This is a genomic window from Streptomyces sp. NPDC017993, from assembly GCF_044328065.1.
GTDB lineage: Bacteria > Actinomycetota > Actinomycetes > Streptomycetales > Streptomycetaceae > Streptomyces.
In genome coordinates, this window is sequence record NZ_JBIRGO010000015.1 from 202,802 (window position 1) to 228,572 (window position 25,771).

A 25,771-nucleotide genomic window follows, 5' to 3' on the forward strand; every position below is an offset into this window, starting at 1 on the left:
AACTTGTGACATGTCACCCACGCGCAGCCAGGCCGAGAAGGACGCCCTCACCGTCGAGATCGTTTTCGCACTGCTCAGCGCCGCGTTCGCGGGCGGCATCTGCTTCCTGGCGATGGGCAGCCCGGCGCTGTGGGGCGCACTCCCGCCGCCGTGGAAAGGCCCTTGGCTGACGGCGAGCGGCGCCCTCGGCGGGGCGGTGGGCGTCCTGCGCCTGGTGTGGGTGCTGCGGCGGGGTCAGCCCAGCCAGCCGGGGCGCACCAGCCCCGACTCGTAGGCCAGCACCACCAGTTGGGCGCGGTCCCGCGCGCCCAGCTTGACCATGGTGCGGCTGACATGGGTCTTGGCGGTCAGCGGACTGACGACCAGCCGCCGGGCGATCTCCTCGTTGGACAGCCCGATCCCGACCAGCGCCATGACTTCGCGCTCCCGCTCGGTCAGTACGGACAGCGCGTCGGCCGCCGCCGGTTCCTTGGAACGGGCCGCGAACTCGGCGATCAGCCGACGGGTCACCCCGGGCGAGAGCAGGGCGTCACCGTCGACGACCGCGCGCACCGCCCGCACCAGCTCCTCCGGCTCGGTGTCCTTGACGAGGAACCCCGACGCCCCGGAGCGGATCGCCTCGAAGACGTACTCGTCCAGCTCGAAGGTGGTCAGCATGACGACCTTCACATCGGACAGCTGCGGATCCTCGGTGATGCGGCGGGTGGCGACCAGCCCGTCCACCACCGGCATCCGGATGTCCATCAGCACGATGTCCGGGCGGTGTTCGCGGACCGCGGCCAGCGCCTCCTGGCCGTCCGCCGCCTCGCCCACCACCTCGATCTCCGGCTGGGCGTCAAGCAGCACCTTGAAACCGGCGCGGACCAGCAACTGGTCGTCGGCGAGCAGTACCCGGATCACGACTCCTCCTCGGCGGTCGGAGCCACCGTACCGGCAGCCGCGCCCCCGGGCGGGCTCTCCGCCGGGGCCAGTGGAATGCGCGCCACGACCCGGAAGCCGCCGTCCGGGCGCGGGCCCGCCTCGACGGTTCCGCCGAGCGCCGCGGCCCGCTCCCGCATCCCGACCAGGCCGTTTCCGCCACCGGCGGGCTCCCCCGCCTCGGAGGTCGCGGGCCCGTCGTCGTCGACCTGGATTTCCAGCGCCGACGGGACATAGCCGAGCCGGACCAGGGCGGTGCGCGAGCCGGAGTGCCGGACGATGTTGGTGAGCGCTTCCTGGACGATGCGGAAGGCTGCGAGATCGGCTCCGGGCGGCAGGGCGACGCGGCTGCCCTCGGTACGCACGCTCACGGCGAGCCCCGCCCCCGTGGCCTGCTCGGTGAGTTCGGGCAGGCGATCCAGGCCGGGGGCGGGCGCGCGCGGCGCCGCCCCGCGGGCACGCAGGGTGTCCAGAACCTGCCGGACCTCGCCGAGCGCTTCCTTGCTCGCGGCCTTGATGGTGGTCAGCGCGCTTCTGGCCTGCTCGGGGTCGCTGTCCAGGAGCGCGAGCCCCACCCCCGCCTGGACGTTGATGACGGAGATGCTGTGGGCGAGGACGTCGTGCAGTTCGCGGGCGATCCGCAGGCGTTCCTCATCGGCCCGGCGCCGTTCGGCGGCGGCCCGCTCGGCCCGGGCCTTCGCGAGCTGCTCGCGGCGCACCCGCACCAGCTCGGAGACGGCCACCACGGCCACCACCAGCACGGCGATGAACAGTTCCTGACTCCACGGCGCCGGACCGTCGTGCGGCGGCAGCCAGCGGTAGAGCCAGTGGGCGACGAGGAGATGACTGAGCCAGAGCCCGCCGACCGCGCCCCAGGCGACGATGCGGTACCCGGCGACGATCGCGGCGAAGGTCCCCAGCGCCACGAGGAGGAAGACCGGCCCGTACGGATAGCCCGCGGCGAAGTACACCGCCACGGAAGCCGCGACGCCGAGACAGACAGCGCGCGGGAAACGATGCCGGAAGAGCAGCAGGGCCGCACCCACGACCAGCAGGGCCCGCCCGAGCGGATCGAGCGGGACGCGATCGGGCTGGTTGTGCCCTGCGAAGCCCGAGCCGACCAGGACGAAGACCGTCACCGCGAGAGTAGAGAGCCAGGGCAGCCGGGTGCCCACCCAGCCTCTCGGTTCCTCCTGGGCGGGCGAAGGCCACCGCCCCCGCAGCCGACCGAGGGGGCGCCGCGCCCACGGCGGCCGTGCGTTGTCCATGCCGGTAACGCTAGACCGGACGGCACCCGACGGCGTCCCCCCGACGCAGTGATCAGCCGTACTCCTGCGGGAGTAGGCGGTGTGGGCGGCAGGGGGGGTGGGCGGCAGGCGCGGGGCGCGTGGGGAGGCCGGGCGTGCGTGGGAGGCCGCGCGGTCGGTCGCGACGAGTTCCGTGCGACGCCGGCGGTGGGTCCACTGCGGACCCCGCCAGCGGAGCGGCAGGGCCGGGGGGATTTCACGCGCTGCGCGAAGTGGGCGCGCGGCGGGGCGGATCAGCACGACGGCGGACGGGCGCGGAGGGTGGCCACGCGGGCGGGACCGGCGCGGAGGGCGGGCGCCGGGCGGACGGGGCGCAGCAGGCGGGCGCGCTGCGCAGACGCCCCCGTCGCGCCCCGCCCCCAGCCGTCGAAGGCATCCCTGCCGACCCCACCGACACCGGCCGCAGCTTGGCCGCGCCTCCCGGCGCCCCCGGGCCATGCAGCGGCGGTCAGCTGAATTCCGTCGTGCGAACAAGGTCATCGGCTACCGGGGCAGCGGGTATCGCGCGCGGCGAGGGATCGGTGTGGGGCGGAGGGGCGGGTGCGGCGGACGGGCGCAGCTTGCGGTCGGGGCAGACGAGCGGGCGCACCGGGCAGACAGGCCCCGTCGCCAGGAGCCCGTCGCGACCCGCCCCCATGACAGCCCGCGCACGCGCCCCTGCCGACCCCACCAACGGCGGGCGCAGCCCGGCCGCACGTCCGCGCACCCCCGGGCCATGCAGCGGTTGCGCCGAACTCCGTCGCGCGAACAAGATCAGCGGCTACCGAGGCAGCGGGTATCGCGCGCGGCGAGAAAACGGCGTGGGGCGGAGAGGCGGATACGGCGGGTGGCGGCCCGGACGGATCGGCACCCGCCGTCAGGGCCGTCGGCCCGTCAGCGGGGGGTGGGGAGGCCGACGCCGCGGGCGAGCTGGAGCACCGCCTGGTCGAAGAATTCCGTGCGGGCCTCGATGACCCCGTTGAACTGGCCGAACAGTTCGAAGCTCAGCAGCCCGAAGAGCTGCGCCCAGGCCGCCACGAGCCGCACCATCACCGCTCCCGGCAGCTCCACCCCCAGCCCGGCGGCGAGCGTCAGCGCCTCCCCCAGCACCTCGTCGGGCACCGGCTCCGCGGGCTCCTTGAGCGTTCCCGCGGCGTACGCGTCGCGGATCACGCCGATCAAGGCGAGGCCGACCCGCGCGGCCGGCTCGGTCGTGGTCTGCGGGGCGCTGTAGCCGGGGACGGGTGAGCCGTAGATCAGGGCGTACTCGTGCGGATGGGCCAGGGCCCAGTCGCGGACAGCGCCGCAGACGGTGCGCCAGCGGGTGACGGGGGCGGCCGCGCCGGGACCGCGCAGCGCGTCCCGGGCGGTCTCCGCGGCCTCACCGACCGCGTTGTAGGCGTCGACGATCAGCGCGGTGAGCAGGTCGTCACGGCTGGGGAAGTAGCGGTAGAGCGCAGAAGAGGCCATGCCCAGCTCACGGGCCACCGCGCGCAGGGAGAGCTTGGCGGCACCCTCCGCCGCCAGCTGTCTGCGGGCCTCGTCCTTGATGGCCGCGGTGATTTCGCTGCGGGCCCGTTCCCTGGCTCCTCGGATCGCCGTCATGAGGAGCAGTCTGCCACCTTTCGGAGCACCGCACAAAAACGAGAGCAGTGCTCTTGCTTTGAAGTACACCTCTACTTCACACTGCTCATAAGCGAGAGCACCGCTCTCGAATGGGAATGGCGCTCACACCACGTCGGCGCCGAGAAGGAGGACCCATGTCCCAGTACCTCAAGCCAAACCGTTTCGCCGCCCGTCTCAACAGCACCATCGGCTGGCTCGCCCGCCGCGGTATCAGCCTCGCCGGCGCGGCCGACCTCGCCGTCCGCGGCCGCAAGAGCGGGGAATGGCGCCGCGTCCCCGTGAACCCGATGACCTTCCAGGGCGGCCGCTATCTCGTCTCGGCGCGCGGCCACTCCGAATGGGTGCGCAACATGCGTGCCGCGGGCGGCGGGGAACTGCGCGTCGGCCGCCGGACCCGCCCCTTCACCGCCGTCGAGCTCCCGCCCGCCGAGACCCCGGCGGTGCTGCGGGCGTATCTCGCGCGCTGGGGCTGGGAGGTCAAGTCCTTCTTCGGTGAGATCAATGCCGACTCCACCGACGAGGAACTGCTCGCCGCGGCCCCGCGCCACCCGGTCTTCCGGATCACCGAATCCTGAGCGCCGGCGAACCCGCCGGTGCTCGTGCGGACGCCGGAGTCCCACCTCCGGCTACGCCCGCCGTTCGCACCCGCTTGCCCAGCGCGCGTCGTTGGCGGCTTGGCGGCCCGCCCGCCGCACCCTTCCGGGGGTCGACTTCACCAACGGCGAAACGGGGAGCAACGGCGCTTGCGACTCACATCCGCACCGGCACGCACCGGCACGCACCGGCACGCACCACAGAACACGCGCCCCGGATCGATATCCCGCCCCCGGCAACCCCGACAGGCAAACGTCCCGGCCCCGGGCGGGACGCCCCCGCCGGATGCCCGAAACCCACGGCCGAAACCCACGACCGACGCCCCCGCCTGACGCCCCGCCGCACACCCCCACCTCACGACCGCGGCACCCGGACCCGGCACCGGGACCTCCTCAGGAACGGTCGAACGCCTCCAGCGCCCGCCGCGCCATCGCGTGGGTGCGGACCAGTTCGGCCAGCGTCGTCATGCCCCGGGTGATCTTCGCGAAGGCGTGCCAGGCCGGGCGGAAGCCGGTGATCGCGGCGTGCAGCAGGCCGGGGCGCCGCGAGAAGACCTGCAGCATCCGCCGCCCCACCCCCATCTCCACGCCGAGGCCCGCCTTGATGGCGAAGGCGTAGTTCAGCGCCTGCCGGCGTGCGTCCACCGCGTCATGCGCCTCGGCGACGCGGACCGCCCACTCCCCCGCGAGCCGCCCCGAGCGCAGCGCGAAGGAGATGCCCTCGCGGGTCCACGGCTCCAGCAGTCCCGCCGCGTCGCCGCACACCAGGACCCGGCCCCGGGACAACGGCGAGTCCTCCGCGCGGCAGCGCGTCAGATGCCCCGACGAAATGCTCGGTTCGAAGCCCGCGAGCCCCAGCCGCCCGATGAAGTCCTCCAGGTACCGCTTGGTCGCCGCGCCCTCGCCGCGGGCGGAGATCACGCCGACGGTGAGGGTGTCGCCCTTGGGGAAGACCCAGCCGTAGCTGCCGGGCAGCGGACCCCAGTCGATGAGCACCCGGCCCGCCCAGTCCTCGGCGACCGTCTCGGGCACCGGGATCTCCACCTCCAGGCCGAGGTCGACCTGGTCGAGCTTGACCCCGACGTGGGCGCCTATCCGGCCGGCGCTGCCGTCCGCCCCGATCACGGACCGCGCCAGCACCACCTCGCCGTCGCCGAGCACCACGGCGACGGTCCGCCGGTCGGGGACCTCGGCGCCGTGCTGCTCCACCCGGGAGACCGCGACGCCGGTACGGATCCGGGCGCCCGCGTCCTTCGCGGACTCGACCAGCGCGGCGTCGAACTCGGGGCGGTTGATCAGCCCGAAGAGCATCTGCTTGGAGCGGCGGGTGCGGGAGAGCTTGCCGTTCAGCGAGAAGGTGACCGCGTGGACGCGGTCGCGCAGCGGCAGTTCGAAACCGGGGGGCAGGGAGTCCCGCGAGGGGCCGATGATGCCGCCGCCGCAGGTCTTGTACCGCGGCAGGTCCGCTTTCTCCAGGAGCAGCACCCGGCGACCCGTACAGGCCGCGGCGTGCGCGGCCGCGGCGCCCGCGGGTCCCGCGCCCACCACCACCACGTCCCACACCTGCTGGTTGTCCTCGGCTGCCTGCTCGCTGCTCACCTGTGCTTCTGCTCCTGTTCGATGCCTGGCTGCGCGTACCGCCCGCATCCTACGGGCCGCTGTCGCGCGGACCGCCTGTGGGAAGATCGGGAGCACCCATACCCGTACGTCCGGCCCGTCCGCACACCCCGCCGGACGGCCCGTAGGTACACAACGCCGCGCCTACAAGGAGCGTTCCATGTCTGACAGCCCGCTCGCGCACACCGTCGCCTCGCTGCAGCCCCGGGCCCTGTCCGAGCTGGCCGAGCTGGTGGCCTTCAAGTCCGTCGCGGACCCGGCCCAGTTCCCCAGGAGCGAGTGCGAGGCGGCCGCCAACTGGACGGCCGACGCGTTGCGGGCGGAGGGCTTCGAGGACGTCGCGCTGCTGGACACCCCGGACGGCACCCAGTCCGTGTACGGCTTCCTGCCCGGCCCGGCCGGCGCCCCCACCGTTCTGCTGTACGCGCACTACGACGTGCAGCCGCCGCTGGACGAGGCCGCCTGGGTCTCGCCGCCGTTCGAGCTGACCGAGCGCGACGGCCGCTGGTACGGACGCGGTGCGGCCGACTGCAAGGGCGGCCTGATCATGCATCTGACGGCGCTGCGCGCGCTGAAGGAGCACGGCGGCGTCCCGGTCAACGTCAAGGTGATCGTGGAGGGTTCTGAGGAGCAGGGCACCGGTGGCCTGGAGCGGTACGCCGAGGCACACCCGGAGCTGCTGACCTCCGACGCCATCGTCATCGGTGACACCGGAAACTTCCGGGTCGGCCTGCCGACGGTGACCGCGACGCTGCGCGGCATGACGCTGGTGCGGGTGCGGGTCGACGCCCTGGAGGGCAATCTGCACTCCGGGCAGTTCGGTGGCGCGGCCCCGGACGCGCTGGCGGCGCTGATCCGTGTGCTGGACTCGCTGCGCGCCGAGGACGGTTCGACGACGGTCAATGGGCTTGCCGCGGACGCGACCTGGGAGGGGCTGGAGTACCCGGAGGCGGACTTCCGCAAGGACGCCAAGGTGCTGGACGGCGTCGAGCTGATCGGCAGCGGCTCGATCGCGGACCGGATCTGGGCGCGCCCGGCCGTCACCGTGCTCGGCATCGACTGCCCGCCGGTGGTCGGCGCGACCCCGTCCGTGCAGGCGGGGGCGCGGGCGCTGGTGAGCCTGCGGGTGCCGCCGGGCACCGACGCCGGGGAGGCGACGAAGCTGCTCGCGGCGCATCTGGAGAACGCCGCGCCGTGGGGTGTGCGGGTCGCGGTGGAGCAGATCGGGCAGGGCCAGGCGTTCCGTGCGGACACCGGGAGCCCGGCGTACGCGTCGATGGCGGCCGCCCTGCGCGAGGCGTACGACGGGGAGGAGATGCAGACCTCCGGCATGGGCGGCTCGATCCCGCTGTGCAACACCCTGGCCGGTCTCTACCCGGAGGCGGAGATACTGCTGATCGGGCTGAGTGAGCCCGAGGCGCAGATCCACGCCGTCAACGAGAGTGTCTCGCCGCAGGAGCTGGAGCGGCTGTCGCTGGCCGAGGCACTGTTCCTGCGGCGGTACGCGGAGAGCCGGGCCTGACGCCCCCGGGGTCGGCGGAGGGGGTTCGGGCGCCGCGGCCCGTCGGCCGCGGCGCCCGGTCTGCCGTCTCAGCCGAGCGGGACGCCCGCCTCCAGGTGGAGCGGGCAGCCCTGTTCCCGGGCGCGCAGCGCCCAGCGGAGGCGGTTCCAGCGCACGGGCGGCAGCATGTCCTCCGCCTCGGCCTCGGTCGCGAACCGCCAGTCGCGCAGCTCCGCGCCCGGCAGCAGCACCTCGCGGATGCGGTCCGCGGTCAGGGTGCCGCCGTCGAAGAGCAGCCGGAGGCCGCCGTAGCCGGGGGGTTTGGGCGCCTCCCAGTCCAGGACGAGCAACCGGGGGGCGCGGGGCAGTTGAATGCCCAGCTCCTCGGCGACCTCGCGCACTCCGGCGTGGGCGGGTGCCTCGCCGGGCTCCACGATGCCGCCGGGGAACTCCCAGCCCGGCTTGTATGTCGGGTCGACGAGGAGCACCCGGTCCTGGTCGTCGAAGAGCAGCACACCCGCGGCCAGCGTCTCCGCGGTCGGCTCGGGTGTCTGGACGATGTCGCAGGCGCCGGCGCCGACGCGTACGGCCTCGGCGATCTGCTCGGCGGCCTGCCGGGGCGTCAGCCGGGTGGTGTCGACGACGTGGGCGTCGTCCTTGATCCAGTCGGGGGCGGTGGCGTACGGCGGGTGCCCGGGATGTCCCTGGTGTGCCGAAGCGCCGGCCGCCGGCTCCGGGGCAGTGTTCGCGCGGCGGGATATTCGCTCCCGCAGGATCGTTTCCTCCGCATCCAGGAATACATGCCGCACGGGAATGCGGCGGGCCGCGAGAGCGCCGAAGATCTCGTCGCGGTACTCCTGGCGCAGCAGGGCCATCGGTGTCACGAGGGGGCCCGGGACCTCGGTGAGCAGAGCGGCCGCGGTGTCCACGACCATCCGACGCCAGGCCGGCAGGTCCTGATAGTCGTCGATCTCCTCGAATCGCTTGGCGGGCAGCATCAGCCGCAGTCCGCTGCCGAGGATTTCGGGGTCGTAGAGCGTGCTTCCGGGAAGCAGGTCGAGCAATTCATGAGCCGCAGTGGTCTTGCCCGCACCGAACGTGCCGTTCAGCCAGACGATCACGGTTTCCCCTCTTCCCTAGGACCCAGGTGAGTTGCCCGCAACACCCTGCCACGGAAACCCCTCGGGACCACGGGCCGCGGGCGCGACCGGGGACGGCACATCTGCGACGGGCGGCCCGGCCAGGGAGACCTCGCGGCTCCGTGGACGCGCCGATCGCGCACTGCGCCACGACGGAGGATGCCGGTCACCGATCCCCCGCCGCGAAGCCCCCGGCAACCAAGCGCTCCCCCACCCCTTCCGCACCGAAACCCCCATCCGTACAACGAAGTTGGCCCCCTGGACACCCCGCTGTCCGTCGCATATGACGGCGGCGCATCACGCCGTCACCAGCCGTTTGCCGGCCGCTCCGCTACCCCTTGTTCGCCCCCAGGGTCAGCCCCGCGATGAAGTGCCGCTGCAACAGCAGGAAGACCAGGATCGTGGGGAGCGCGACGAGGACGGAGCCGGCCGCCAGCAGGTTGTAGTCCGTGAAGAACTGGCCGCGCAGATTGTTCAGGGCCGAGGTCACGGGCAGTTTGTCGCCGTCGGAGAGGAAGACCAGGCCCCAGAGGAAGTCGTTGTACATCCAGGTGAATTGGAGGGTTCCCAGGGCGGCGAGTGCGGGGCGGCACAGCGGAAGGGTGACGCGCCAGTACTGCGCCCAGACGCCCGCGCCGTCGACGATCGCGGCCTCCAGGATCTCCAGGGGCAGTGTCCGCATGAAATTGGCCAGCACGAACACGCAGAAACCGAGTTGGAAGGCGATCTGCACGGCGATGACGGCCCAGAAGGAGTCGTACATCGTCATGGAGTCGGACATCCAATAGGGCAGCGGGATCTTGTTGAACAGGACGTACAGCGGAGTGACGATGACCTGCTGGGGCAGCAGGTTCCCCGCGGTGAAGACCATCAGCAGGACGATTCCGCCGCGCATCCGCAGCCGGGCCACGGCGAATGCCACGAAGGATGCCAGGAACAGTGTGAGCAGGACGCCGGGCACCGCGATGACCAGTGAGTTCATGAAGTACCTGGTCATGCCGGAATCGACGAATGCCTGCACGTAGTAGTCGAAGGAAAGATGCCGCGGGAGGGAGAAGTAGCCGTATTTCGCGGTCTCCTCGTAGGGGCGCAGTGAGGCGTAGACGGCCAGCAGCAGCGGCGCGAGGAAGCCCAGCGAGACGACGAACAGAAAAGCGTGCACGCCGAAGCGGCCGCGGCGTCGCGGGGCGGATGCGACGGCGGGCGCCGGCCGTGCGGCAGGGGGCGGGGCGGTGGCGGGGGCCGTCATCGCTTCTTCTCCCCTCGCAGCTCCTGGACGAGATAGGTCACGATGAATCCCATGGAGACGAGGAGGAGGACGACGGCGATCGCCGAGCCGAATCCGATCCGGCCGGCCTCGCCGATGATGTTGTCGGTCACCAGCACCGACAACAGTTCCAGGCCGTTGCGGCCCTTGTTGATGGCGTAGACGATGTCGAAGGCACGCAGTGATTCGATGACGGTGATGACCCCGACGATGACGTTCACCGGACGCAGCGTGGGCAGGACGACGCGGAAGAAGGTCTGCCGGTCGCTCGCGCCGTCGATGGCGGCGGCCTCTTTGAGGCTCGGGTCAACGGATTTCAGGCCGGCCAGATAGAGAATCATGACGTATCCGGTGTGCCGCCAGCAGGCCGCCAGCATCACCATCCAGATATTGAGGTCCGGGTTTCCCAGCCAGTCGGTGGGATTGTCGCCGCCGAGCACGGCGTTGAGCGCTCCCTGGTCGCGGGAGAGGATGAGCTGGGCGATGAATCCGACGACGGCGAGCGAGAGCACCACCGGCATGTAGAGCGTCGACTGGTAGAAGCGGCTGAAGCGGACACCTCGGTCGATGAGGACGGCGAGCAGCAGCCCGAAGGGTGTGGCGAGGAATCCGAGAAAGACCAGCCAGAGAAGGTTGTGCCGGACCGCCGGCCAGAATTGGGGATAGTTGGTGAAGAGGTTGTCGTAGTTCTTGAGGCCGGCCCAGCGAACGTCGCCGATCCCGTCCCAGTCGGTGAAGGACAGCCCGACGGAGGCGAGCGTAGGTCCCCATATCAGGGCGAGGTCGAGCAGGATCGGAATGCCCAGCAGCAGACCGAGAACGGCCAGGTCGCGGCGGGTGTACCGACGTGGCCCCCGCCGCCCGGCGCGCCATACACGGGTGCGGGGCGCGAGGCGTACGCGGGCGTGCGGCGCGGCTGGTGTGCGGGTGTTCGGCACGGCTCTTCGCTCCCCGTCGTGTCCGTGGTCACCCGGCGGTGACCCGGCGGCAGTGGCTAGTTGGCGGCGGCCCGTCAGTGGTGGTCATACGGCGGCTGTCCTGGCCGGCGGTCATTCCGCCGCGAAGATCTGCTTCTTCTGGCGTTCGATGTCGTTCACCAATCCGTCGATGTCATCGGGCTTGTTGAGGAACTGCTGGATCGCCTGGATCATCACGGTCGACGCGAAGTCGGGGCGGGTGTCGCGGTCCATGAACTGTGATATCTGCCGGGCGCCCGCGACGAGTTCGACGGCCTTCTTCTGCAGTGGTGTGTAGGCGCCGGTGTCGGCACCGCTGTTGACCGCGATGTTGTTCGGGTCGGAGCGAAGATAGATGTCCTCCGCTCGGGGAGTGGCGAGGTATTTCAGCAGGTCCTTCGCCCCGCTCGTGTCCTTGGCCTTCCTCGACATCAGGAATCCGTCGATCGGCGCCTCGACCGCCTCCTGGCCGAAGGACGGGTCGATCTCCGGGAAGGGGAAGAAATCGAGGTCCGCACGGTCGGCGGCGCTGAACTGCTGGCCCGGGTGCGGCAGCCCCAGGACCGTCATACCGGCCTTCTTCTGCGCCAGGCTCTGCGTGGCCTCCTGCCAGGTCCGTCCGTTGGCGCCCTTTTGGTGGTACGGCATGAGGCCGCGCCAGAGGTCGAAGACCTGCTTGACCTGCGGGCTGTTCCAGGACTTCTGGCCGCTCATCAGCGCCAGGTGGAAGTCGTAGCCGTTGGCCCGCATATTGAGGTAGTCGAAAGTGCCCATCGCCGGCCAGCCGTCCTTGTCGCCGAAGGCGAACGGCACCAGCCCGTCCTTTTCCATCTGCCGGGCGAGGGCACGGTACTGGTCGAAGGTCTTGGGGACCTCGTACCCCTTCTCCTGGAAGACGCTCTTGCGGTGGAAGACCGCCCACGGGTAGTAGTAAAGCGGCACGAAGTACTGCTTTCCGTCCGCGCCCGTCGACTGCTTCTTCAGCGCGTCGGAGAATCCGTCGAAGTCCCGCCACAGGTCACTGATGTCGGCGAGCAGGCCCTTGCGGGCGAAGTACTGCATGCGGTTTCCCGCGAACCACATGAAGACATCGTCCGGTGTGCCCTGGAGATAGCGGTTGATGTTCTCCTGGAAATTCTCGTGATTGACGGTGTTCACCCGCACCGTCTTCTTCGACTTCTTCTCGTACGCCCGGAAGACGTCCGCGAAGGCCTTCTTCGGCACCGCGTCCGAGGCGTTGGAACCGACCGAGACGCCACCCGGCCCGCTGCCGCAGGCCGCGAGGACGGACGGCAGGGCGACCGCCCCCACGCCGAGGGCCGTACCTCGCAGCAGCGTCCGCCGGGACATCCGACGTCCTGCCGCTTCCCCGTATGAGCCTGAGCCGCTGAACGTTGACTGGGCCATGTCCCCCTCCTCAGGGGTGGAACCAACAGAACCGAACGCGAGTGGTGGGATCTCACTCTCAACGGCAGGCCCAGTCAAGGGTTTTTGCAGGCGAGGCAACAACCGTTACCGCTCCCCTTACAACAGAGTCCAACAAGCCCTACCGTAAACACCCGTCAGTGAGCGGTACCCGACTCCCCACACCTCTCGCGAGGACGGAGGACGCGAAGCATGCGCGTTCATATCCGCACCACCCCACTGCGAGGTCATCGAAGAATCGTCGGAGCGCTGTCCGCCGCACTGCTCTGCACGGCAGGGGTAACCGCCCTGCCTGCCGCGGCCCGCACGCCCGACACACCGGTCTCCACCCAGGTGTCCACCGACACCGTTCGCCCCACCGGCACCGCCGGCTCCCCCGGCGCCACCTCCGCACCACGGCTTCCCGACGGGCTCGCCAAGACGCCACCCATGGGCTTCAACAACTGGAACTCCACCCACTGCCGGGCGGAGTTCAACGAGGACATGGTCAAGGGCATCGCCGATCTCTTCCTCGCGAAGGGCCTCAAGGACGCGGGCTACCAGTACGTCAACCTCGACGACTGCTGGGCGCTGCCCGAGCGGGACGCCAACGGCAAGCTGGTGGCCGACCCCCGTCGCTTCCCGCACGGCATCAAGGCCGTCGCCGACTACGTCCACTCCAAGGGCCTGAAGTTCGGCATCTACACGAGCGCGGGGACCAAGACCTGCAACGAGGCGGGATTCCCCGGTTCACTGGGGCATGAGGTCTCCGACGCCCGCCAGTTCGCCGACTGGGGCGTCGACTACCTCAAGTACGACAACTGCAACAACCAGGGCGTGGACGCCGAGTACCGCTACCGCGCCATGCGCGACGCCCTCAAGGCCACCGGGCGGCCCATCGTCTACAGCATCTGCGAATGGGGCGAGAACAGGCCCTGGGAGTGGGCGTCGGACGTAGGTCATCTGTGGCGCACGACCGGCGACATCAGCGACAGCTGGTCGAGCATGCTCGGGATCCTGAAGCAGAACCTGCCGCTCGCGCCGCACGCGGGCCCCGGCCATTGGAACGACCCGGACATGCTGGAGGTCGGCAACGGCGGCATGACCGATACCGAGTACCGCAGCCATTTCGCGCTCTGGTCGATGATGTCCGCCCCGCTGCTGATCGGCTCCGATCTGCGCAAGGCGACGCCGGAGACCTTCGAGATCCTGAGCAACAAGGACCTCATCGCGCTGGATCAGGACGCGCTCGGCAAGCAGGCCACCGTCCTGGCGTCCGAGGGTGGCCGCTGGACTGTGGTCAAGGAGCTGGCGAACGGTGACCGCGCGGTCGCGCTGTTCAACGAGACCGGGCAGCCGCAGCGCATCACCACCAGCGCCCGCGAGGTGGGTCTCCCGCAGGCGGACGGCTACCGCCTGCGCGACCTGTGGCAGCACCGCGACTTCCACACCACCGGCACCGTCTCGGCCACCGTCCCGGCCCACGGCACCACCGTCTACCGGATCTCCGTCGACCGGGGCTGGGCCACCTACCCGCCGGCCGTCGAGGCCGGCACCGACGGTACGCCGCTGGTCGAGACCGGCGCCCCCACCGGCCTGCGCTCCACCGTCGGCAACCTGGGCGGCACCACCGCCAGGGACGTACGGGTCGCGCTCAAGGCCCCGAACGGCTGGCAGCTCAAGGCGACCTCGCCCGCCACCGCCCGCGCGCTGCCCGGTGGCGCCACACTGCGCACCGACTGGAAGATCACCGCGCCGAGCCAGGCGCGGCCCGGCGCCTACGAGTTGACGCTGACCGCCGCTTACCGCGCACCGGGCGGACAGCGGATCACCACGACACTGCCCGGTTCCGCCCACGTGGTGGTGCCCCCGCCTGCCGGAACGGCGTACGCCGCCGAGCTGCCCTGGCTGACCTCCGCCAACGGCTGGGGCCCGGTGGAGCGGAACACCAGCGTCGGGGAGAGCGCGGCCGGGGACGGCAGGCAACTCACCATCGGTGGAGCCACCTTCGCCAAGGGCCTGGGCACGCACGCCCCGAGCGAGGTGAGCTTCTACACCGGAGGGCGGTGCACCGCGTTCCGCGCCCAGGTCGGTATCGACGACGAGTCGGGCGACAAGGGTTCGGCCGGCTTCGAGGTCTGGGCCGACGGCAGGCGGCTGACCGAGAGCGGCACGCTGACAGGCAAGGACGCCGCCGAGTCGGTCGCCGCCGACGTCTCGGGGGCCCGCACCGTCCGCCTCGTCGTGACCGACGGCGGGGACGGGGTGGACCACGACCACGCCGACTGGGGCGACGCCAGGTTCAGCTGCTGAGGGGGCAGCTGCCGCCGGGCGGGCCCACGGCCCGCCCGGCGCTCAGCAGGTGCGCAGCCCGGGGACCGGCTGGTCGTTCTGACCGCCGGTGAGGTAGACGACGCTGACGTAGACGCCGGAGTTGCCGCTGTCGTCGTCGGTCTTGGCCCACCAGACGTTGGTCCACTTCCCGTACGTCTCGCGGCGGCCCAGGTTCGCCTGGCAGTAGAAGTAGTTGGTGCCCGCGTTGAGCGTGCCGACCTGCTGGAAGGACTCGGTGTAGGAGCTGGCGGTCCGCCACACCTGGCAGTTGGCCTTACCGCCCCCGATGCCCACGCAGGACGGCCCCTCGGTGGGGTCGCCGCCGCTGCCGCCGCTCGCACCGCCGCTGTCGCCGCCACCTCCGGACGTGCTGCTGCCCCCATCCGAACCGCCGGTCGTGCCGCCGCCGTCCGTGCCGCCCTCGTCACCGCCGTCGCCAGATCCGCCGTCCTTCCCGCCCGAACTGCCGTCCGCGGCTCCGGACTCGGGGTCCTCGGAAGCCCCGCCACCGGCGGGCTTCCCGGACGCGGAGGGCGACGGGCTCTTGCCCTTGTCCGTGTCCTTGGCGTCGTCCTTGTCGGCCGTCGCGCTCTGCTCATTGGCCGGCGCCGGCTTCCCCGCCGACGCCGCCGCCTGCCGGCCCCGTTCCGCGACGCTCTCCCCCGCGTCCCCGCCGACCAGCGCGTACGTCCCGCCACCGGTCGCCAGCACGGCGAGCACCGCCGCCACGGCGAACACCACGCGGCGACGACGCCGGGCCGGCAACCGCGCGGTGTCCTGCCCGGACGGACCGGACGGGTGCGGGTAGCTGCCCGTGCTGCCGACGGGCGGGCCGCTGACCACGCCCGGCGGGTCGTAGCCGATTCCGGCAGCAGGCGGGCCCGCGGGAACGCCGTCGGGAGCGCCCGTGGCGGGAGGCGCCGGCAAATGGCCCGCCCCGACCGTCGGCGAGCCGGCGAGAGCTGAGCCGCTCGTGGCATCCCGGCCGCCGGGCGCGGCCTGCTGAGCGGGCGGTGGCGCGGGCTGGGCCGGGCTCCCCGGCGCGGCCTGCGCACCGGGCCCTGACAGCCAACTCATGGGCGGTGCCTGACCGTTCTGCGGCCCGACGGGCGCGCTACCGCCTGCGGCCACTCCCCCAGCGGCCGGGTCTCCCGCGCCCTGCCCGCTCTGCCCGCCCGCCGGCTCTCCACCCTGCGAGCCGGCGTCCTGCGGCGGATGCGGCACGGGAGTCGCGCGGATATCCGTCGCGGTGGGCACCGGCGCCGCCCCGGGCACCGGCGCCGGCTCCCGGCCCTCGGCCACCGCCTCCAGCATGCTCCGCGCCGCAGCGGCGGACGGCCGCTCGGCCGGGTTCTTCGCCATCAGCGCGTGCAGTACCGGCGCGAGCGGACCCGCCTGCCGTGGCTCCGGCAGCGGCTCGGTGACGATCGCGGTCAGCGTCGACCAGACCGACGTCCGGCGAAACGGCGCGCCGCTGCCCTCGACGGCGGCGTACAGCGTCATGCCCAGCGACCAGATGTCCGAGGCCGGGCTGGGATCCATCCCCTGCGCCCGCTCCGGCGGCAAGTAGTCGAGGGAGCCGACCAGTTCGCCGCTGCGGGTGATGTTCGTCGACGCGCCGTCGCCCGGCGCCTCGATGCTGGCGATGCCGAAGTCGGTGAGGACCACCCGGCCGGTGCTGTCCAGCAGGACATTGCCGGGCTTCACATCGCGGTGCAGGACACCCACCCGGTGGGCCGCGTCCAGCGCGTCCATCACCTGGGCGCCGATCCTGGCGATCTCCCTGGGTTCGAGGGCGCCGCGACTGCCGATGGCGTCATCCAGCGACGGGCCGTCCACCAGCTCCATCACGATGACGGGCCGGCCGTCCTCGTCGATGACGTCATGGACGGTGATCACACCGGAGTGCCGGATACGGGCCGCGGCACGCGCTTCGCGCTGCATACGGGTGCGCAGGTCGGCCAGCTCCGGGGCCGAGGCATCGGTGTAGGCACGCAGAACCTTCACCGCGACCTCGCGGCCCAGCACCTCGTCGACGGCGCGGCACACCACGCCCATACCGCCGCGCCCGATCCGGCCGGTCACGCGGTACCTGCCGCCCAGGACGTGGCCGGTCAGATCGGCGTCTTTCCCCCGCCGGGGGCCGCTCGCGGCGGCGGCACCGGGTGCGCCACCGCCCTGTGGCCCGGGTGCACCGCCCGCCGCACCGGGCTCGTTCACGCCGTCCGCCCCGCCGGCCTGATCCGCACCGCGCTGCTCACGCTCCCCCGCTGTCACCGTCGCCGATTCCCCTCGTAGCCCGTGCACTGCCCGTCGTCGTGGGCTACAGCCTAGAGACTTTCCGCTCGCGCGCGGGAGGCAACGTCGTACCACCTGCTTTCGGTGAGCGCGGCGGACGGCCGGACCGCCATTCGGCCCGGCACCCCGTACGGGAGAGCCCGCGCCTCCGCGGCGGCCGGGCGCGATTGCCTCTCGCCCGGCCCCCGATGTCTTCCGGTCAGGCAGCGGCGGCCTGAGCGGCCGCTGCCTCTGCGGCGCGCCGCTCGCCCGCGGCCTGCGAGCGCTTGGCGTAGAGGGCGGTCCACACGCTCAGCGCACCGAGCACCCCGTAGGCCATGACGGGGCTGATGACCACCATGGTGCCGGTGTCCACGACGAAGGCCAGGGCGATCCGCACCCCCGCCTCCAGGAGGTAGGCCACTCCCCAGACGGCGGTCATCACCGTCATGGTGCGGCGGAAGCCGTCGTACTGCCACATGCCGTTCCACCAGGCGGTGCTCTCCGGGGTGCCGTCGGTGGCGAACTTGCGGCCGAAGTAGAACATCAGCGGACGCGGCGCGAGCAGGGTGGCCAGGCAGAGGGCCCCGAACAGCCCGGTCACACCCGAGTCCTTGACGAGGAGCGCCCGTTCCGAGTGCGCGCCGATCAGCGAGACGGCGGCCGTGATGACCAGGAACACCAGGGTGACGACGGCGAATTCGTCGAGACGGCGGCGCCAGGCCAGGTGCACGGCACTGTCGAGCACCGGCCAGGCGCCGCTGAGCAGCAACGCGGAGAAGTTGCTCCAGCCGTGGTCGGTGAGCACGTTGTAGGTGACGATCGGTGCGACGACGTTGAGGCCGATGGTCAGGATCCAGCCGAGCGCGGCGGCGGGCCCGGAACGGGCCGGCGGTGCGGGACGGGATCCGTCGACTTCCTGAGCGGACATTCTTCCCCCGTGGACATGCGTGATGAGTGCGGCAGGGGAAAACGTAGACGACCTGGTCCGCCCGGTGAGCATCCGGCATCCCAAATCATCACCAAGACATCCGATCCCGAGGCTTCCTCGGCCTCTGGAGGGCGGGCTCAGCTCATGGGCGCGAAGGCTTCGAGACGGGACTGCTGCGCGGCGGCCGCGGCAGCGCCCACCAGCCCGGCGTCGGTGCCCATTTGGGCGGGGACCACCGTCAGATCCGCCACGAAGGACAGCGTCGCGTAACTCCGCAGAGCGGCACGCAACGGGGCGAAGAGCACGTCTCCCGCGCCGGCCACGCCCCCACCGATGACCGCGATGTCGATCTCGACCAGCGTCGCGGTGGCGGCGATCCCGGCGGCCAGCGCCTGCGCGGCCCGTTCGAAGGAGCGGAGCGCGACGGGGTCGCCGGCATGCGCCGAGTCGGCGACCGCGGCGGCGCTGGTGTCACCGTCGGCGCCCGGCAGCCAGCCGTTCGCCAGCGCACGGCGGGCGATGTTGGGTCCACTGGCGATCCGTTCGACACAGCCTCGGCCACCGCACGGACACGGGTCGCCGTCCAGATCGACGCTGATGTGCCCGATGTGACCGGCGTTTCCGGTGGGGCCTGGATGCAAGCGGCCGTTGAGGACGAGGCCGCCGCCGACGCCGGTGGAGACCACCATGCACAGCGCGTTGGCACGACCGCGCGCCGCGCCCTGCCAGTGCTCGGCCGCGGTCATCGCCACACCGTCGCCGACCAGCACCACCGGAAGCTCCCCGACCAGCGCCCGCACACCGGCGACCAGCGGAAAGTCGCGCCAGCCGGGGATGTTGACCGGGCTGACGGTGCCCGCCGAGGCGTCCACGGGGCCCGCACTGCCGATACCCAGCGCCGCCACCCGCGCCCAGTTGGGGCCCGCCGCCAGATCCGCCACCACCTCGGCGACCGCGCGCATCACGGTCGCCCCGTCCCTGTCGGCGGGCGTGGGCCGCGCCGCCCGTACGATCATCCTGCCGCGTCCGTCCACCAGAGCGCCGGCGATCTTGGTGCCGCCAATGTCCAACGCTGCGCTGAGGTCCATCTGCATCGGTGTCGAATCTCCTGGTGGGCCCGGGGGCCGGGGGTGCCGGCCCGGCATGAGAACACCCAGTCTTCCTCCTGTTGACAACGTTGTCTAGAGGCTATGCTCGACGGCACCTCCCGACGCCGACAGAAACAGGACCGCACACCGTGAGCGACACCGCCCGGGGCACCTCCCGCCGCTACGGCACCCGGCCCACGATGAAGGATGTCGCGGCGCGCGCCGGGGTCGGGCTCAAGACGGTCTCCCGCGTGGTCAACGGCGAACCGGGCGTCACTCCGGACACCGAACGACGCGTCCAGGAAGCGATCACCTCCCTGGGGTTCCGCCGCAACGACTCCGCCCGCATTCTGCGCAAGGGGCGGACGGCCAGCATCGGACTGGTGCTGGAAGATCTCGCCGACCCGTTCTACGGCCCGCTCAGCCGCGCCGTCGAGGAGGTCGCCCGCAGCCACGGCGCACTGCTGATCAACGGCTCCAGCGCCGAGGACCCGGCCCGGGAACAGGAGTTGGCGCTGGCGTTGTGCGCGCGGCGGGTGGACGGCCTGGTCGTCATCCCGGCCGGCGACGACCACCGCTATCTGGAGCCGGAGATCGCGGCCGGGATCGCGACGGTCTTCGTGGACCGCCCGGCCGGCAGGATCGACGCCGATGTCGTGCTCTCCGACAACTTCGGTGGCGCCCAGGACGCGGTGGCACATCTCATCGCGCACGGCCACCGCCGGATCGGATTCATCGGCGACCAGCCGCGGATCCACACCGCGCGGGAGCGGCTCCGCGGCTATCGCACGGCGATGGCCGCGGCGGGGCTCCCGGTGGACGACTCCTGGGTCTCGCTCGGCCCCACCGACCCCGAGCGGGTCCGGGGCGCCGCCACCGACATGCTGGACTCCCCCGAGCCGGTCACCGCACTCTTCGCGGGCAACAACCGGGTCACCGTCACCGTCGTACGCGTCCTCGGCGAACGACCGCGCCAGGTCGCCCTGGTGGGCTTCGACGACTTCGAGCTGGCCGATCTCGTCCAGCCGGCGATCACGGTCGTCGCACAGGACGCCGCCCGCCTCGGGCGGACGGCCGCCCAGCTGCTCTTCCGCCGCCTGGAGGGCGTCGACGACCCACCGCGGCGGGTGGACATCCCCACCCGGCTGATCGCCCGCGGCTCGGGCGAGCTGCGCCCCGCCGGGAGCTGAGGGAGCGCGGACGGCGCGTCGAGAGCTGACGGAGGGAGAGCGCCGACGCCACCGTCGCGTGCGAGAAAGACGTGGGGGCGGGATGCCGGCAAAAAATCGACCCTCAAGAACCTTCGCTGCAACCTCATTTGACGATGCGTCAGGCGTGACCTTTCGCTGAGACGTAGGGCTGAGACGTAGGGCGAGGGTGAAGCGTTCACCCCCGGTCGACGCGCCTCACAGCGAGCGTCCCGCCGCGGCGGGAAACGCGCGGCCCGGCCGGGCAGAGGAGCAGCCGGGCCCGCCGCCGGCCGGGGAACGAGGCCCGACCCGATCGCTGCGCGGGAGGGTGGACGGCGCGCGGATCACGGGCGGTCAGATCCGGGTCGGCGGCCCCTGGCCAGGCGGGGGGCCGTCGGCGACCCGTGTCGCTCGCTACGCGGCAGCATTCCCACGACAGTTCCCCTCCCCGACTCACGGAAAGCCGCCGCCCCGGCCGCAGCGCCAGAGGGCTTCGACCGGGGCAGTGGGCAACGACCGACCCAGGGGCCGGCCCAGGATCAGGCGGTCTTGGCCGCGCGGCCGGCGAGGGCGTCCAGGTCGGCGCGGGTCAGGCCGGTGAGGCGGGCGACCTCGGCGGTGTCGACGGCGCCGCAGTCGAGGCCGCGCAGCAGGTAGCCGCTGAGCGCCTTGGCGGTGGCCGGCTCGTCCATGACATCGCCGCCGGCCTTTGCCACGTATGCGGTAAGACGGGCCGCGGCCTGCTCCAGGCCCTCGCGGTAGAAGGCGTAGACCGCGGCGTAACGGGTGGGCAGGTGGCCCGGGTGCATGTCCCAGCCCTGGTAGTAGGCGCGGGCCAGCGACCGGCGGACGAGGCCGTGGTGCAGCCGCCAGGCGTCGTGCACCTGGGCCGTCGGGCCGACCGGCAGGACGTTGGTCGAGCCGTCCGAGAGGCGGACGCCGGTGCCCGCCGCGGCCACCTGCATCACGGCCTTGGCGTGGTCGGCGGCGGGGTGGTCGAGCGACTGGTGGGCGGCGCTGACGCCACAGGAGGCGCTGTAGTCGAAAGTGCCGTAGTGCAGGGACGTCGCACGGCCCTCGGCGGCCTCGATCATGCGGGCCACGGTGGCACGCCCGTCGGCGCCCAGGATCGACTGGGTGGTCTCGATCTGGATCTCGAAGCCGATCCGGCCGCTCTCCAGTCCGCGGGCCTTCTCGAAGGCTTCCAGCAGCCGCACCATGGCGGTGACCTGCTCGGCGTACGTCACCTTGGGAAGCGTCAGCACCAGGCCGTCGGGCAGGCCACCGGCCTCCATCAGGCCGGTGAGGAAGATGTCGAGGGTGCGGATGCCGCGGTCGCGGACGGCGGCCTCCATGCACTTCATCCGGATGCCCATGTACGGAGCCGCGGTGCCGTCCTTGAAGGCGGCGGCCACCAGGGCGGCCGCGCGCGCGGCCGCCTCGTCCTCCTCGGCGTCCGGTCGGGGGCCGTAGCCGTCCTCGAAGTCGATGCGCAGGTCCTCGATGGGCTCGCGCTCCAGCTTGGCGCGGACGCGGTCGTGGACCGGCCCTGCGAGCTCGTCGGAGAGGCCGAGGACAGCGGCGAGCGCGCCGGCGTCCGGGGCGTGCTCGTCGAGGGCGGCGAGGGCCTGGTCGCCCCAGGAGCGCAGGGTGCCCGCGGTGAAGACATCGCCGGGGACGTAGACGGTGTGAACGGGCTGGCGGGTGCCGGGGTCTCCCGGGTAGCGCCGGGCCAGATCGGCGTCGACCTCGGCGAGAGCGGCTCCGATTCCCTCACGTACGGTGTGCGCAAGGCTCGTTGCCACGGTCTCCTGCTGCCCCATTCGACACCCTCCCGGTGCTCACGCCCGACGATCGAGCGTTTTCCGCCTAACGGAATCAACAATCCGTATAGCGAAGTTATCCGTGTCAGGTGCCGAGGTCAACACCCCCTCACCCGCAGCGACGCAGGTCACGGCCCCGCGGACTGCGTAAATCCGTGGCGCCGAGCCCTTCGGGGCGGTCACACTCGCCCTCATGACATGGATCGCACCACATATCGAGCGCAGGGACCTTCCGGCGGCGGCCGCCGAACGGGAGATGTTGCAAGGCTGGCTCGATTGGCACCGTGACACCTTGCTCACCAAGTGCGCCGGGCTCACCCCGGAGCAGCTGGCCGAGGCGAGTTCCCCGCCGTCCACCCTCACTCTGCTCGGCGTGGTGCGGCACATGACGGAAGTCGAGCGTGCCTGGTTCCGGCGGCGTCTCGCCGGTGAGCGGATCGCTGCCCGCTACTGCACGGACGCGAATCCGGACGCGGATTTCGACGACGTCGATCCGGCGGGCGCGGAGGCGGCGTTCAGCGCCTTCCGCGCCGAGGTCGAGGCGTGCGACGCGGCGGTGGCCGACCGAAGCCTGGAGGACCTCTTCCGCAACCCCCACGGCGACGGGAAGCTGAACCTGCGCTGGATCTACGTCCACATGATCGAGGAGTACGCGCGGCACAACGGCCACGCGGATTTGCTGCGTGAGCAGATCGACGGCGCGACCGGCGACTAGGCACGGTCCGATGGGTCGTGTGACCAGGCGGCAGCGGACCGGTCTTCCGTGGCGTGATCTGCCGGCGCGGTTCGGGAAGCGCAAGACAGTGCAAGACAGGCACCGAAGGTGGTCGGCGGACGGCACGTGGGAGAGAGGATTCCGCGAGCCGTCAGGGCGCTGCCGATGAGGCAGGCCGCATCGACTGGAGCATGGTCAGGGTGGACTCGACCTCCTGCGGTGCCCATCAGCACGCTGCGGGCCACTCCCGGGGCGGGCTGACCTGCAAGATCCATCCGGCCGGTGAGGGCGGCACGTACCCGTCCCGCCGGAACCGCCGGCATCTGCGGTGTCGGCACATCAGGCACACCATTGCCGAGCGCAAGGACCGGCGTGCCAACCGCCGGCGCGCGGTGGCGCGGGCGGCCGACCCACCGGCTTCGACGAGACGCTCTACAAGCGCCGCACCGAAGTCGAGCGAACGATCAACGCGCTCAAGGGCTTCCGCACCGTCTCCACCCGCTTCAACAAGAGGGCGGATGTCTTCCACGGCACGGTGGCCGTCGTCGCTATTCGACGGGCTTCGCTCGTGATCAGCCTGACAGCCCTTGGGGCCGGTGGCAGACAGCCTCGACGTTGTTGCCGTCGGGGTCGCGGACGAAGGCTCCGTAGTAAGAGTCGTGGTAGTCGGGCCAGAGTCGGGGCGCGTGCAGGACTTCGGCACCTACTGCCAAGGCAGCAGCGTGGAAGGCGTCCACGGAGGCGCGGTCGGCCGCGGTGAACGCGATGTGCGCTTCGCGCGAGGGCGCGGGGTCCGTTGCCGGGACCAGCCACAGCTGGTGCCCCGTGATGCCAAAGCTGATGTTCGCGCCGAACTGCTTCTTGCGCTCGCCGCCCAGTGGAGCGAGTACGGCGTCGTAGAAAGCGGCGCCGGCCGCGATGTCATTCACCTGAAGAGCGATGTGATCCAACATGCGCCAACCTTGCCCGGCCGCAGCTGAGTTGTCGCGCACATTTCCGTCCCCGCCCGACCAGCCGCCCCCTGGCCGTGCGCGAAGGAGCACGCCGGTGCCGCGACCCGTCGGAGAGGCCCTGGGCCGCAGTGGCTCAGGAGATCGTGCGAGGGCTCCCGAGCCTGCTCCGGGGCGGGTCGTCTCAGGCACGCTCCGCGGCGAACGGGCCGCCGGGGCGGAAGGCGTGAGCGGCGAAGCGCTCGCCGATGCGGCGGTGGGTGGCGGCGTCCGGGTGGAGCTGGTCGGGCAGCGGCAGTTCGGCGAAGTCCGCCTCGCCGTAGAGGTCGCGGCCGTCAAGGTAGGACAGATTCGGGTCATCGGCTGACCGCTGCTTCACGACGCGGGTCAGTTCGTCCCGGATGACGTTGAGCGTCAGCTTCCCGGCGGCCCGTTCCGCGGGGTCGCCCACGGCCTTGAACTGCAGCTGTCCCTCGCTGAGGTTGCTGAAATCCGGGGCGGCGGGGCCGGGTGTGTCCTCATGGATGGGGCACAGCAGGGGCGAGACCACCAGAAGGGGCGTGGTGGGGTGGCCCTCGCGGATGGTGTCGAGGAAGCCGTGCACCGCCGGGCCGAAGGCACGCAGGCGCATCAGATCGGCGTTGACGAGGTTGATGCCGATCTTGACGCTGATCAGGTCCGCCGGGGTGTCGCGCAGGGCGCGGGCGGTGAACGGATCGAGCAGGGCGCTGCCGCTCAGGCCCAGGTTGGTCAGTTCCACGCCGCCGAGGGAGGCGGCCAGAGCGGGCCAGGTGGTGGAGGGGCTCGCCGCGTCGGAGCCGTGGCTGATCGAACTGCCGTGGTGCAGCCACTGCCTTGCGCCCCGGTCCGGCAAGGGTTCGACGGGGGCGTCGGTGCGCAGCGCGACCAGCTCGGTGATCTCGTTGTGCGGCAGCCAGATCTCGACGTCCTTGGCGCGGTCGGCGAGGCCGGTGAACCGGACGGTGCCGACCGGGCCGGGCCGGATCTCCGAGGTCCCGGTGGTCATGTCCACCAGCAGGACGTTGCCGCCGGGCACACTTGCCTGCCCCGCCGGCCGGCCGTCCACGACCAGGTCGTAGACGCCGTCGGGGCGGGGCGGGGCTCCCTGGTAGTCGTTCTTGGTGCGGAGTGCGTCCAGTTCCACGGTGGTGGCCCGGGTGCGGAACACCAGCCGTACGCCGGACGGTTGGGCCTCCGCCATGGCCAGCAGCCCGTCGGCGCACTGGGCACGGGCCCGGGCGGGCAGCCGGTGTGGCAGCACACCGTGTTCGGTGCGCTCCAGGTCGAGCGCGCCGCGCAGCAGATCGGCGGTGAGGGGCGTGGTGATCCAGTCCGTCGCGCGGGCCCCCATGGGGGCGCCGGGGACGTCATCGAGCCGGTCGTTCATGCCGGGCATTCTGCCCGTCGGGCGCCTGGTCCGGCCAATTTTTTTTCCGGCCCTGGTAGCCGGCGGCCGAAGACCGCGGGCGGCCCCGGCTCATGCACCGCGGCTGACGACCCGACATGGTGAGCGGCCGCGTGCTCGCCGGGCCTGAGCAGGACGTACGCGGTCGGACGGCGTCTTAGGCTGAGGTGTCCGCCATCGAACACCAGGAGGCCCTGTGCCCGTCGTCGTCGCCACTTTGAGGACCAAGCCCGGCCGCCGCGAGGACGTTCTCGCGGCGTTCCGCCGGCACGCGCCCGCTGTGCACGCCGAGCCCGGCTGCCTGCTCTACGCCGCGCACGCCGGCGACGACCGGGTCACGATCGTGGAGCACTGGGCGGACCGGGCCGCGCTCGACGCCCACTCGGCGGGCCCGGCGATGGCGGCGCTCATCGGGGAGATCACGGACGCGATGGCGGCGCCGACGGACGTCGCGGTCCTGGAGCCGGTGCCGGCCGGAGATCCCGCGAAGGGCCTGCTGGCCAAGGGCTGAGCCGTCCCGTCGGGAGAACGGCGAAGACCCTTGAGGCCACCGGCCCCGTACTCGCCTGGCGGGTACGGGGCCGGTGGCCTCAAGGGTCAACTGCTGCCTGCGGGCTCCGGCGAGCCCAACGGCCTCAGCCCTTGCGGGTCTTGACCTCTTCGGTGAGGGTCGGGACGACCTCGAAGAGGTCGCCGACGATGCCGTAGTCGACGAGGTCGAAGATCGGGG

At 71.8% G+C, this 25,771-nt stretch carries 21 protein-coding genes and 1 pseudogene; 8 read left to right on the forward strand and 14 right to left on the reverse strand.

The features are described 5' to 3' along the window. Positions 1-10: 10 nt before the first annotated feature. Positions 11-274, forward strand: a complete 264-nt coding sequence (locus ACH4FH_RS26755) for a DUF6332 family protein (protein WP_398558447.1) — start codon at positions 11-13, stop codon at positions 272-274. Here the strand turns inward: ACH4FH_RS26755 and ACH4FH_RS26760 are convergent. The 3 genes from ACH4FH_RS26760 to ACH4FH_RS26770 form a co-directional block, all read right to left on the reverse strand. Next, positions 235-900 (reverse strand): response regulator, encoded by a 666-nt coding sequence (locus ACH4FH_RS26760; protein ID WP_398558448.1) that lies wholly within the window; start codon positions 898-900, stop codon positions 235-237. The two genes, ACH4FH_RS26755 and ACH4FH_RS26760, sit on opposite strands and share 40 nt — an antisense overlap. After that, a complete protein-coding gene (locus ACH4FH_RS26765) occupies positions 897-2,186 on the reverse strand; it encodes a sensor histidine kinase (protein ID WP_398558449.1) in 1,290 nt (429 codons plus the stop codon). Before ACH4FH_RS26765 ends, ACH4FH_RS26760 begins: the two co-directional genes overlap by 4 nt. Before the next feature lie 912 nt (positions 2,187-3,098). Continuing rightward, complete coding sequence (locus tag ACH4FH_RS26770; protein ID WP_398558450.1) at positions 3,099-3,809, reverse strand: TetR/AcrR family transcriptional regulator; 711 nt, start codon at positions 3,807-3,809, stop codon at positions 3,099-3,101. Between the two features lie 155 nt (positions 3,810-3,964). Here ACH4FH_RS26770 and ACH4FH_RS26775 point away from each other — a divergent pair, with 155 nt between their 5' ends. Continuing rightward, the gene (locus ACH4FH_RS26775) at positions 3,965-4,405 is read left to right on the forward strand and encodes a nitroreductase family deazaflavin-dependent oxidoreductase (protein ID WP_398558451.1); all 441 of its coding nucleotides are present in this window, start codon (positions 3,965-3,967) and stop codon (positions 4,403-4,405) included. Positions 4,406-4,816: 411 nt separating this feature from the next. Here the strand turns inward: ACH4FH_RS26775 and ACH4FH_RS26780 are convergent, their stop codons facing one another. Then, complete coding sequence (locus ACH4FH_RS26780) at positions 4,817-6,022, reverse strand: geranylgeranyl reductase family protein (protein ID WP_398558452.1); 1,206 nt, start codon at positions 6,020-6,022, stop codon at positions 4,817-4,819. 178 nt (positions 6,023-6,200) lie between these two features. Between ACH4FH_RS26780 and ACH4FH_RS26785 the strand changes: the two genes are divergently transcribed. After that, complete coding sequence (locus tag ACH4FH_RS26785) at positions 6,201-7,562, forward strand: dipeptidase (RefSeq protein WP_398558453.1); 1,362 nt, start codon at positions 6,201-6,203, stop codon at positions 7,560-7,562. Between the two features lie 68 nt (positions 7,563-7,630). On the opposite strand, the gene ACH4FH_RS26790 is transcribed toward ACH4FH_RS26785, so the two are convergent. The 4 genes from ACH4FH_RS26790 to ACH4FH_RS26805 all read right to left on the reverse strand — a co-directional run bounded on the left by ACH4FH_RS26790 (position 7,631) and on the right by ACH4FH_RS26805 (position 12,253). Continuing rightward, a complete protein-coding gene (locus tag ACH4FH_RS26790; RefSeq protein WP_398558454.1) occupies positions 7,631-8,662 on the reverse strand; it encodes an NUDIX domain-containing protein in 1,032 nt (343 codons plus the stop codon). 349 nt (positions 8,663-9,011) lie between these two features. Next, positions 9,012-9,929, reverse strand: coding sequence for a carbohydrate ABC transporter permease (locus ACH4FH_RS26795; RefSeq protein WP_398558455.1), 918 nt, complete (start codon positions 9,927-9,929; stop codon positions 9,012-9,014). After that, a complete protein-coding gene (locus ACH4FH_RS26800) occupies positions 9,926-10,885 on the reverse strand; it encodes a carbohydrate ABC transporter permease (protein ID WP_398558456.1) in 960 nt (319 codons plus the stop codon). The genes ACH4FH_RS26795 and ACH4FH_RS26800 overlap by 4 nt, the downstream gene beginning before the upstream one ends. Positions 10,886-10,996: 111 nt before the next feature. Continuing rightward, on the reverse strand, positions 10,997-12,253 hold the full coding sequence (locus ACH4FH_RS26805; protein WP_398558457.1) for an ABC transporter substrate-binding protein: 1,257 nt from the start codon (positions 12,251-12,253) through the stop codon (positions 10,997-10,999). A 267-nt stretch (positions 12,254-12,520) separates the two neighbouring features. On the opposite strand from ACH4FH_RS26805, the gene ACH4FH_RS26810 reads away from it, so the two are divergent. Continuing rightward, the gene (locus ACH4FH_RS26810; RefSeq protein WP_398558458.1) at positions 12,521-14,620 is read left to right on the forward strand and encodes an NPCBM/NEW2 domain-containing protein; all 2,100 of its coding nucleotides are present in this window, start codon (positions 12,521-12,523) and stop codon (positions 14,618-14,620) included. Between the two features lie 42 nt (positions 14,621-14,662). Here the strand turns inward: ACH4FH_RS26810 and ACH4FH_RS26815 are convergent, their stop codons facing one another. The 3 genes from ACH4FH_RS26815 to ACH4FH_RS26825 all read right to left on the reverse strand — a co-directional run bounded on the left by ACH4FH_RS26815 (position 14,663) and on the right by ACH4FH_RS26825 (position 18,943). Then, the gene (locus ACH4FH_RS26815; protein ID WP_398558475.1) at positions 14,663-16,759 is read right to left on the reverse strand and encodes a protein kinase; all 2,097 of its coding nucleotides are present in this window, start codon (positions 16,757-16,759) and stop codon (positions 14,663-14,665) included. 379 nt (positions 16,760-17,138) lie between these two features. Beyond that, positions 17,139-17,849, reverse strand: a complete 711-nt coding sequence (locus ACH4FH_RS26820) for a VC0807 family protein (RefSeq protein ID WP_398558459.1) — start codon at positions 17,847-17,849, stop codon at positions 17,139-17,141. A gap of 137 nt (positions 17,850-17,986) precedes the next feature. Then, positions 17,987-18,943 carry an ROK family protein gene (locus tag ACH4FH_RS26825; protein WP_398558460.1) on the reverse strand — a complete coding sequence of 319 codons (957 nt, stop codon included), beginning with the start codon at positions 18,941-18,943 and terminating at the stop codon, positions 17,987-17,989. 143 nt (positions 18,944-19,086) lie between these two features. Between ACH4FH_RS26825 and ACH4FH_RS26830 the strand changes: the two genes are divergently transcribed. Then, a complete protein-coding gene (locus ACH4FH_RS26830; protein WP_398558461.1) occupies positions 19,087-20,127 on the forward strand; it encodes a LacI family DNA-binding transcriptional regulator in 1,041 nt (346 codons plus the stop codon). A 539-nt stretch (positions 20,128-20,666) separates the two neighbouring features. Here the strand turns inward: ACH4FH_RS26830 and ACH4FH_RS26835 are convergent. Further along, positions 20,667-21,950, reverse strand: coding sequence for a DUF6986 family protein (locus ACH4FH_RS26835; RefSeq protein ID WP_398558462.1), 1,284 nt, complete (start codon positions 21,948-21,950; stop codon positions 20,667-20,669). A gap of 193 nt (positions 21,951-22,143) precedes the next feature. Here ACH4FH_RS26835 and ACH4FH_RS26840 point away from each other — a divergent pair, with 193 nt between their 5' ends. Together ACH4FH_RS26840 and ACH4FH_RS26845 are read left to right on the forward strand one after the other, a co-directional pair. After that, positions 22,144-22,665, forward strand: coding sequence for a DinB family protein (locus ACH4FH_RS26840; protein ID WP_398558463.1), 522 nt, complete (start codon positions 22,144-22,146; stop codon positions 22,663-22,665). A 28-nt stretch (positions 22,666-22,693) separates the two neighbouring features. Beyond that, a pseudogene (locus ACH4FH_RS26845) lies at positions 22,694-23,221 on the forward strand (transposase); the annotation flags it as partial. A gap of 16 nt (positions 23,222-23,237) precedes the next feature. On the opposite strand, the gene ACH4FH_RS26850 reads toward ACH4FH_RS26845, so the two are convergent. Further along, positions 23,238-23,618: a VOC family protein gene (locus ACH4FH_RS26850; RefSeq protein WP_398558464.1), complete on the reverse strand. Its 381-nt coding sequence runs from the start codon at positions 23,616-23,618 to the stop codon at positions 23,238-23,240. Between the two features lie 181 nt (positions 23,619-23,799). Next, a complete protein-coding gene (locus tag ACH4FH_RS26855; RefSeq protein ID WP_398558465.1) occupies positions 23,800-25,023 on the reverse strand; it encodes a GDSL-type esterase/lipase family protein in 1,224 nt (407 codons plus the stop codon). A gap of 214 nt (positions 25,024-25,237) precedes the next feature. Between ACH4FH_RS26855 and ACH4FH_RS26860 the strand changes: the two genes are divergently transcribed. Continuing rightward, positions 25,238-25,552, forward strand: a complete 315-nt coding sequence (locus ACH4FH_RS26860) for a putative quinol monooxygenase (protein ID WP_398558466.1) — start codon at positions 25,238-25,240, stop codon at positions 25,550-25,552. Positions 25,553-25,771 lie beyond the last annotated feature (219 nt).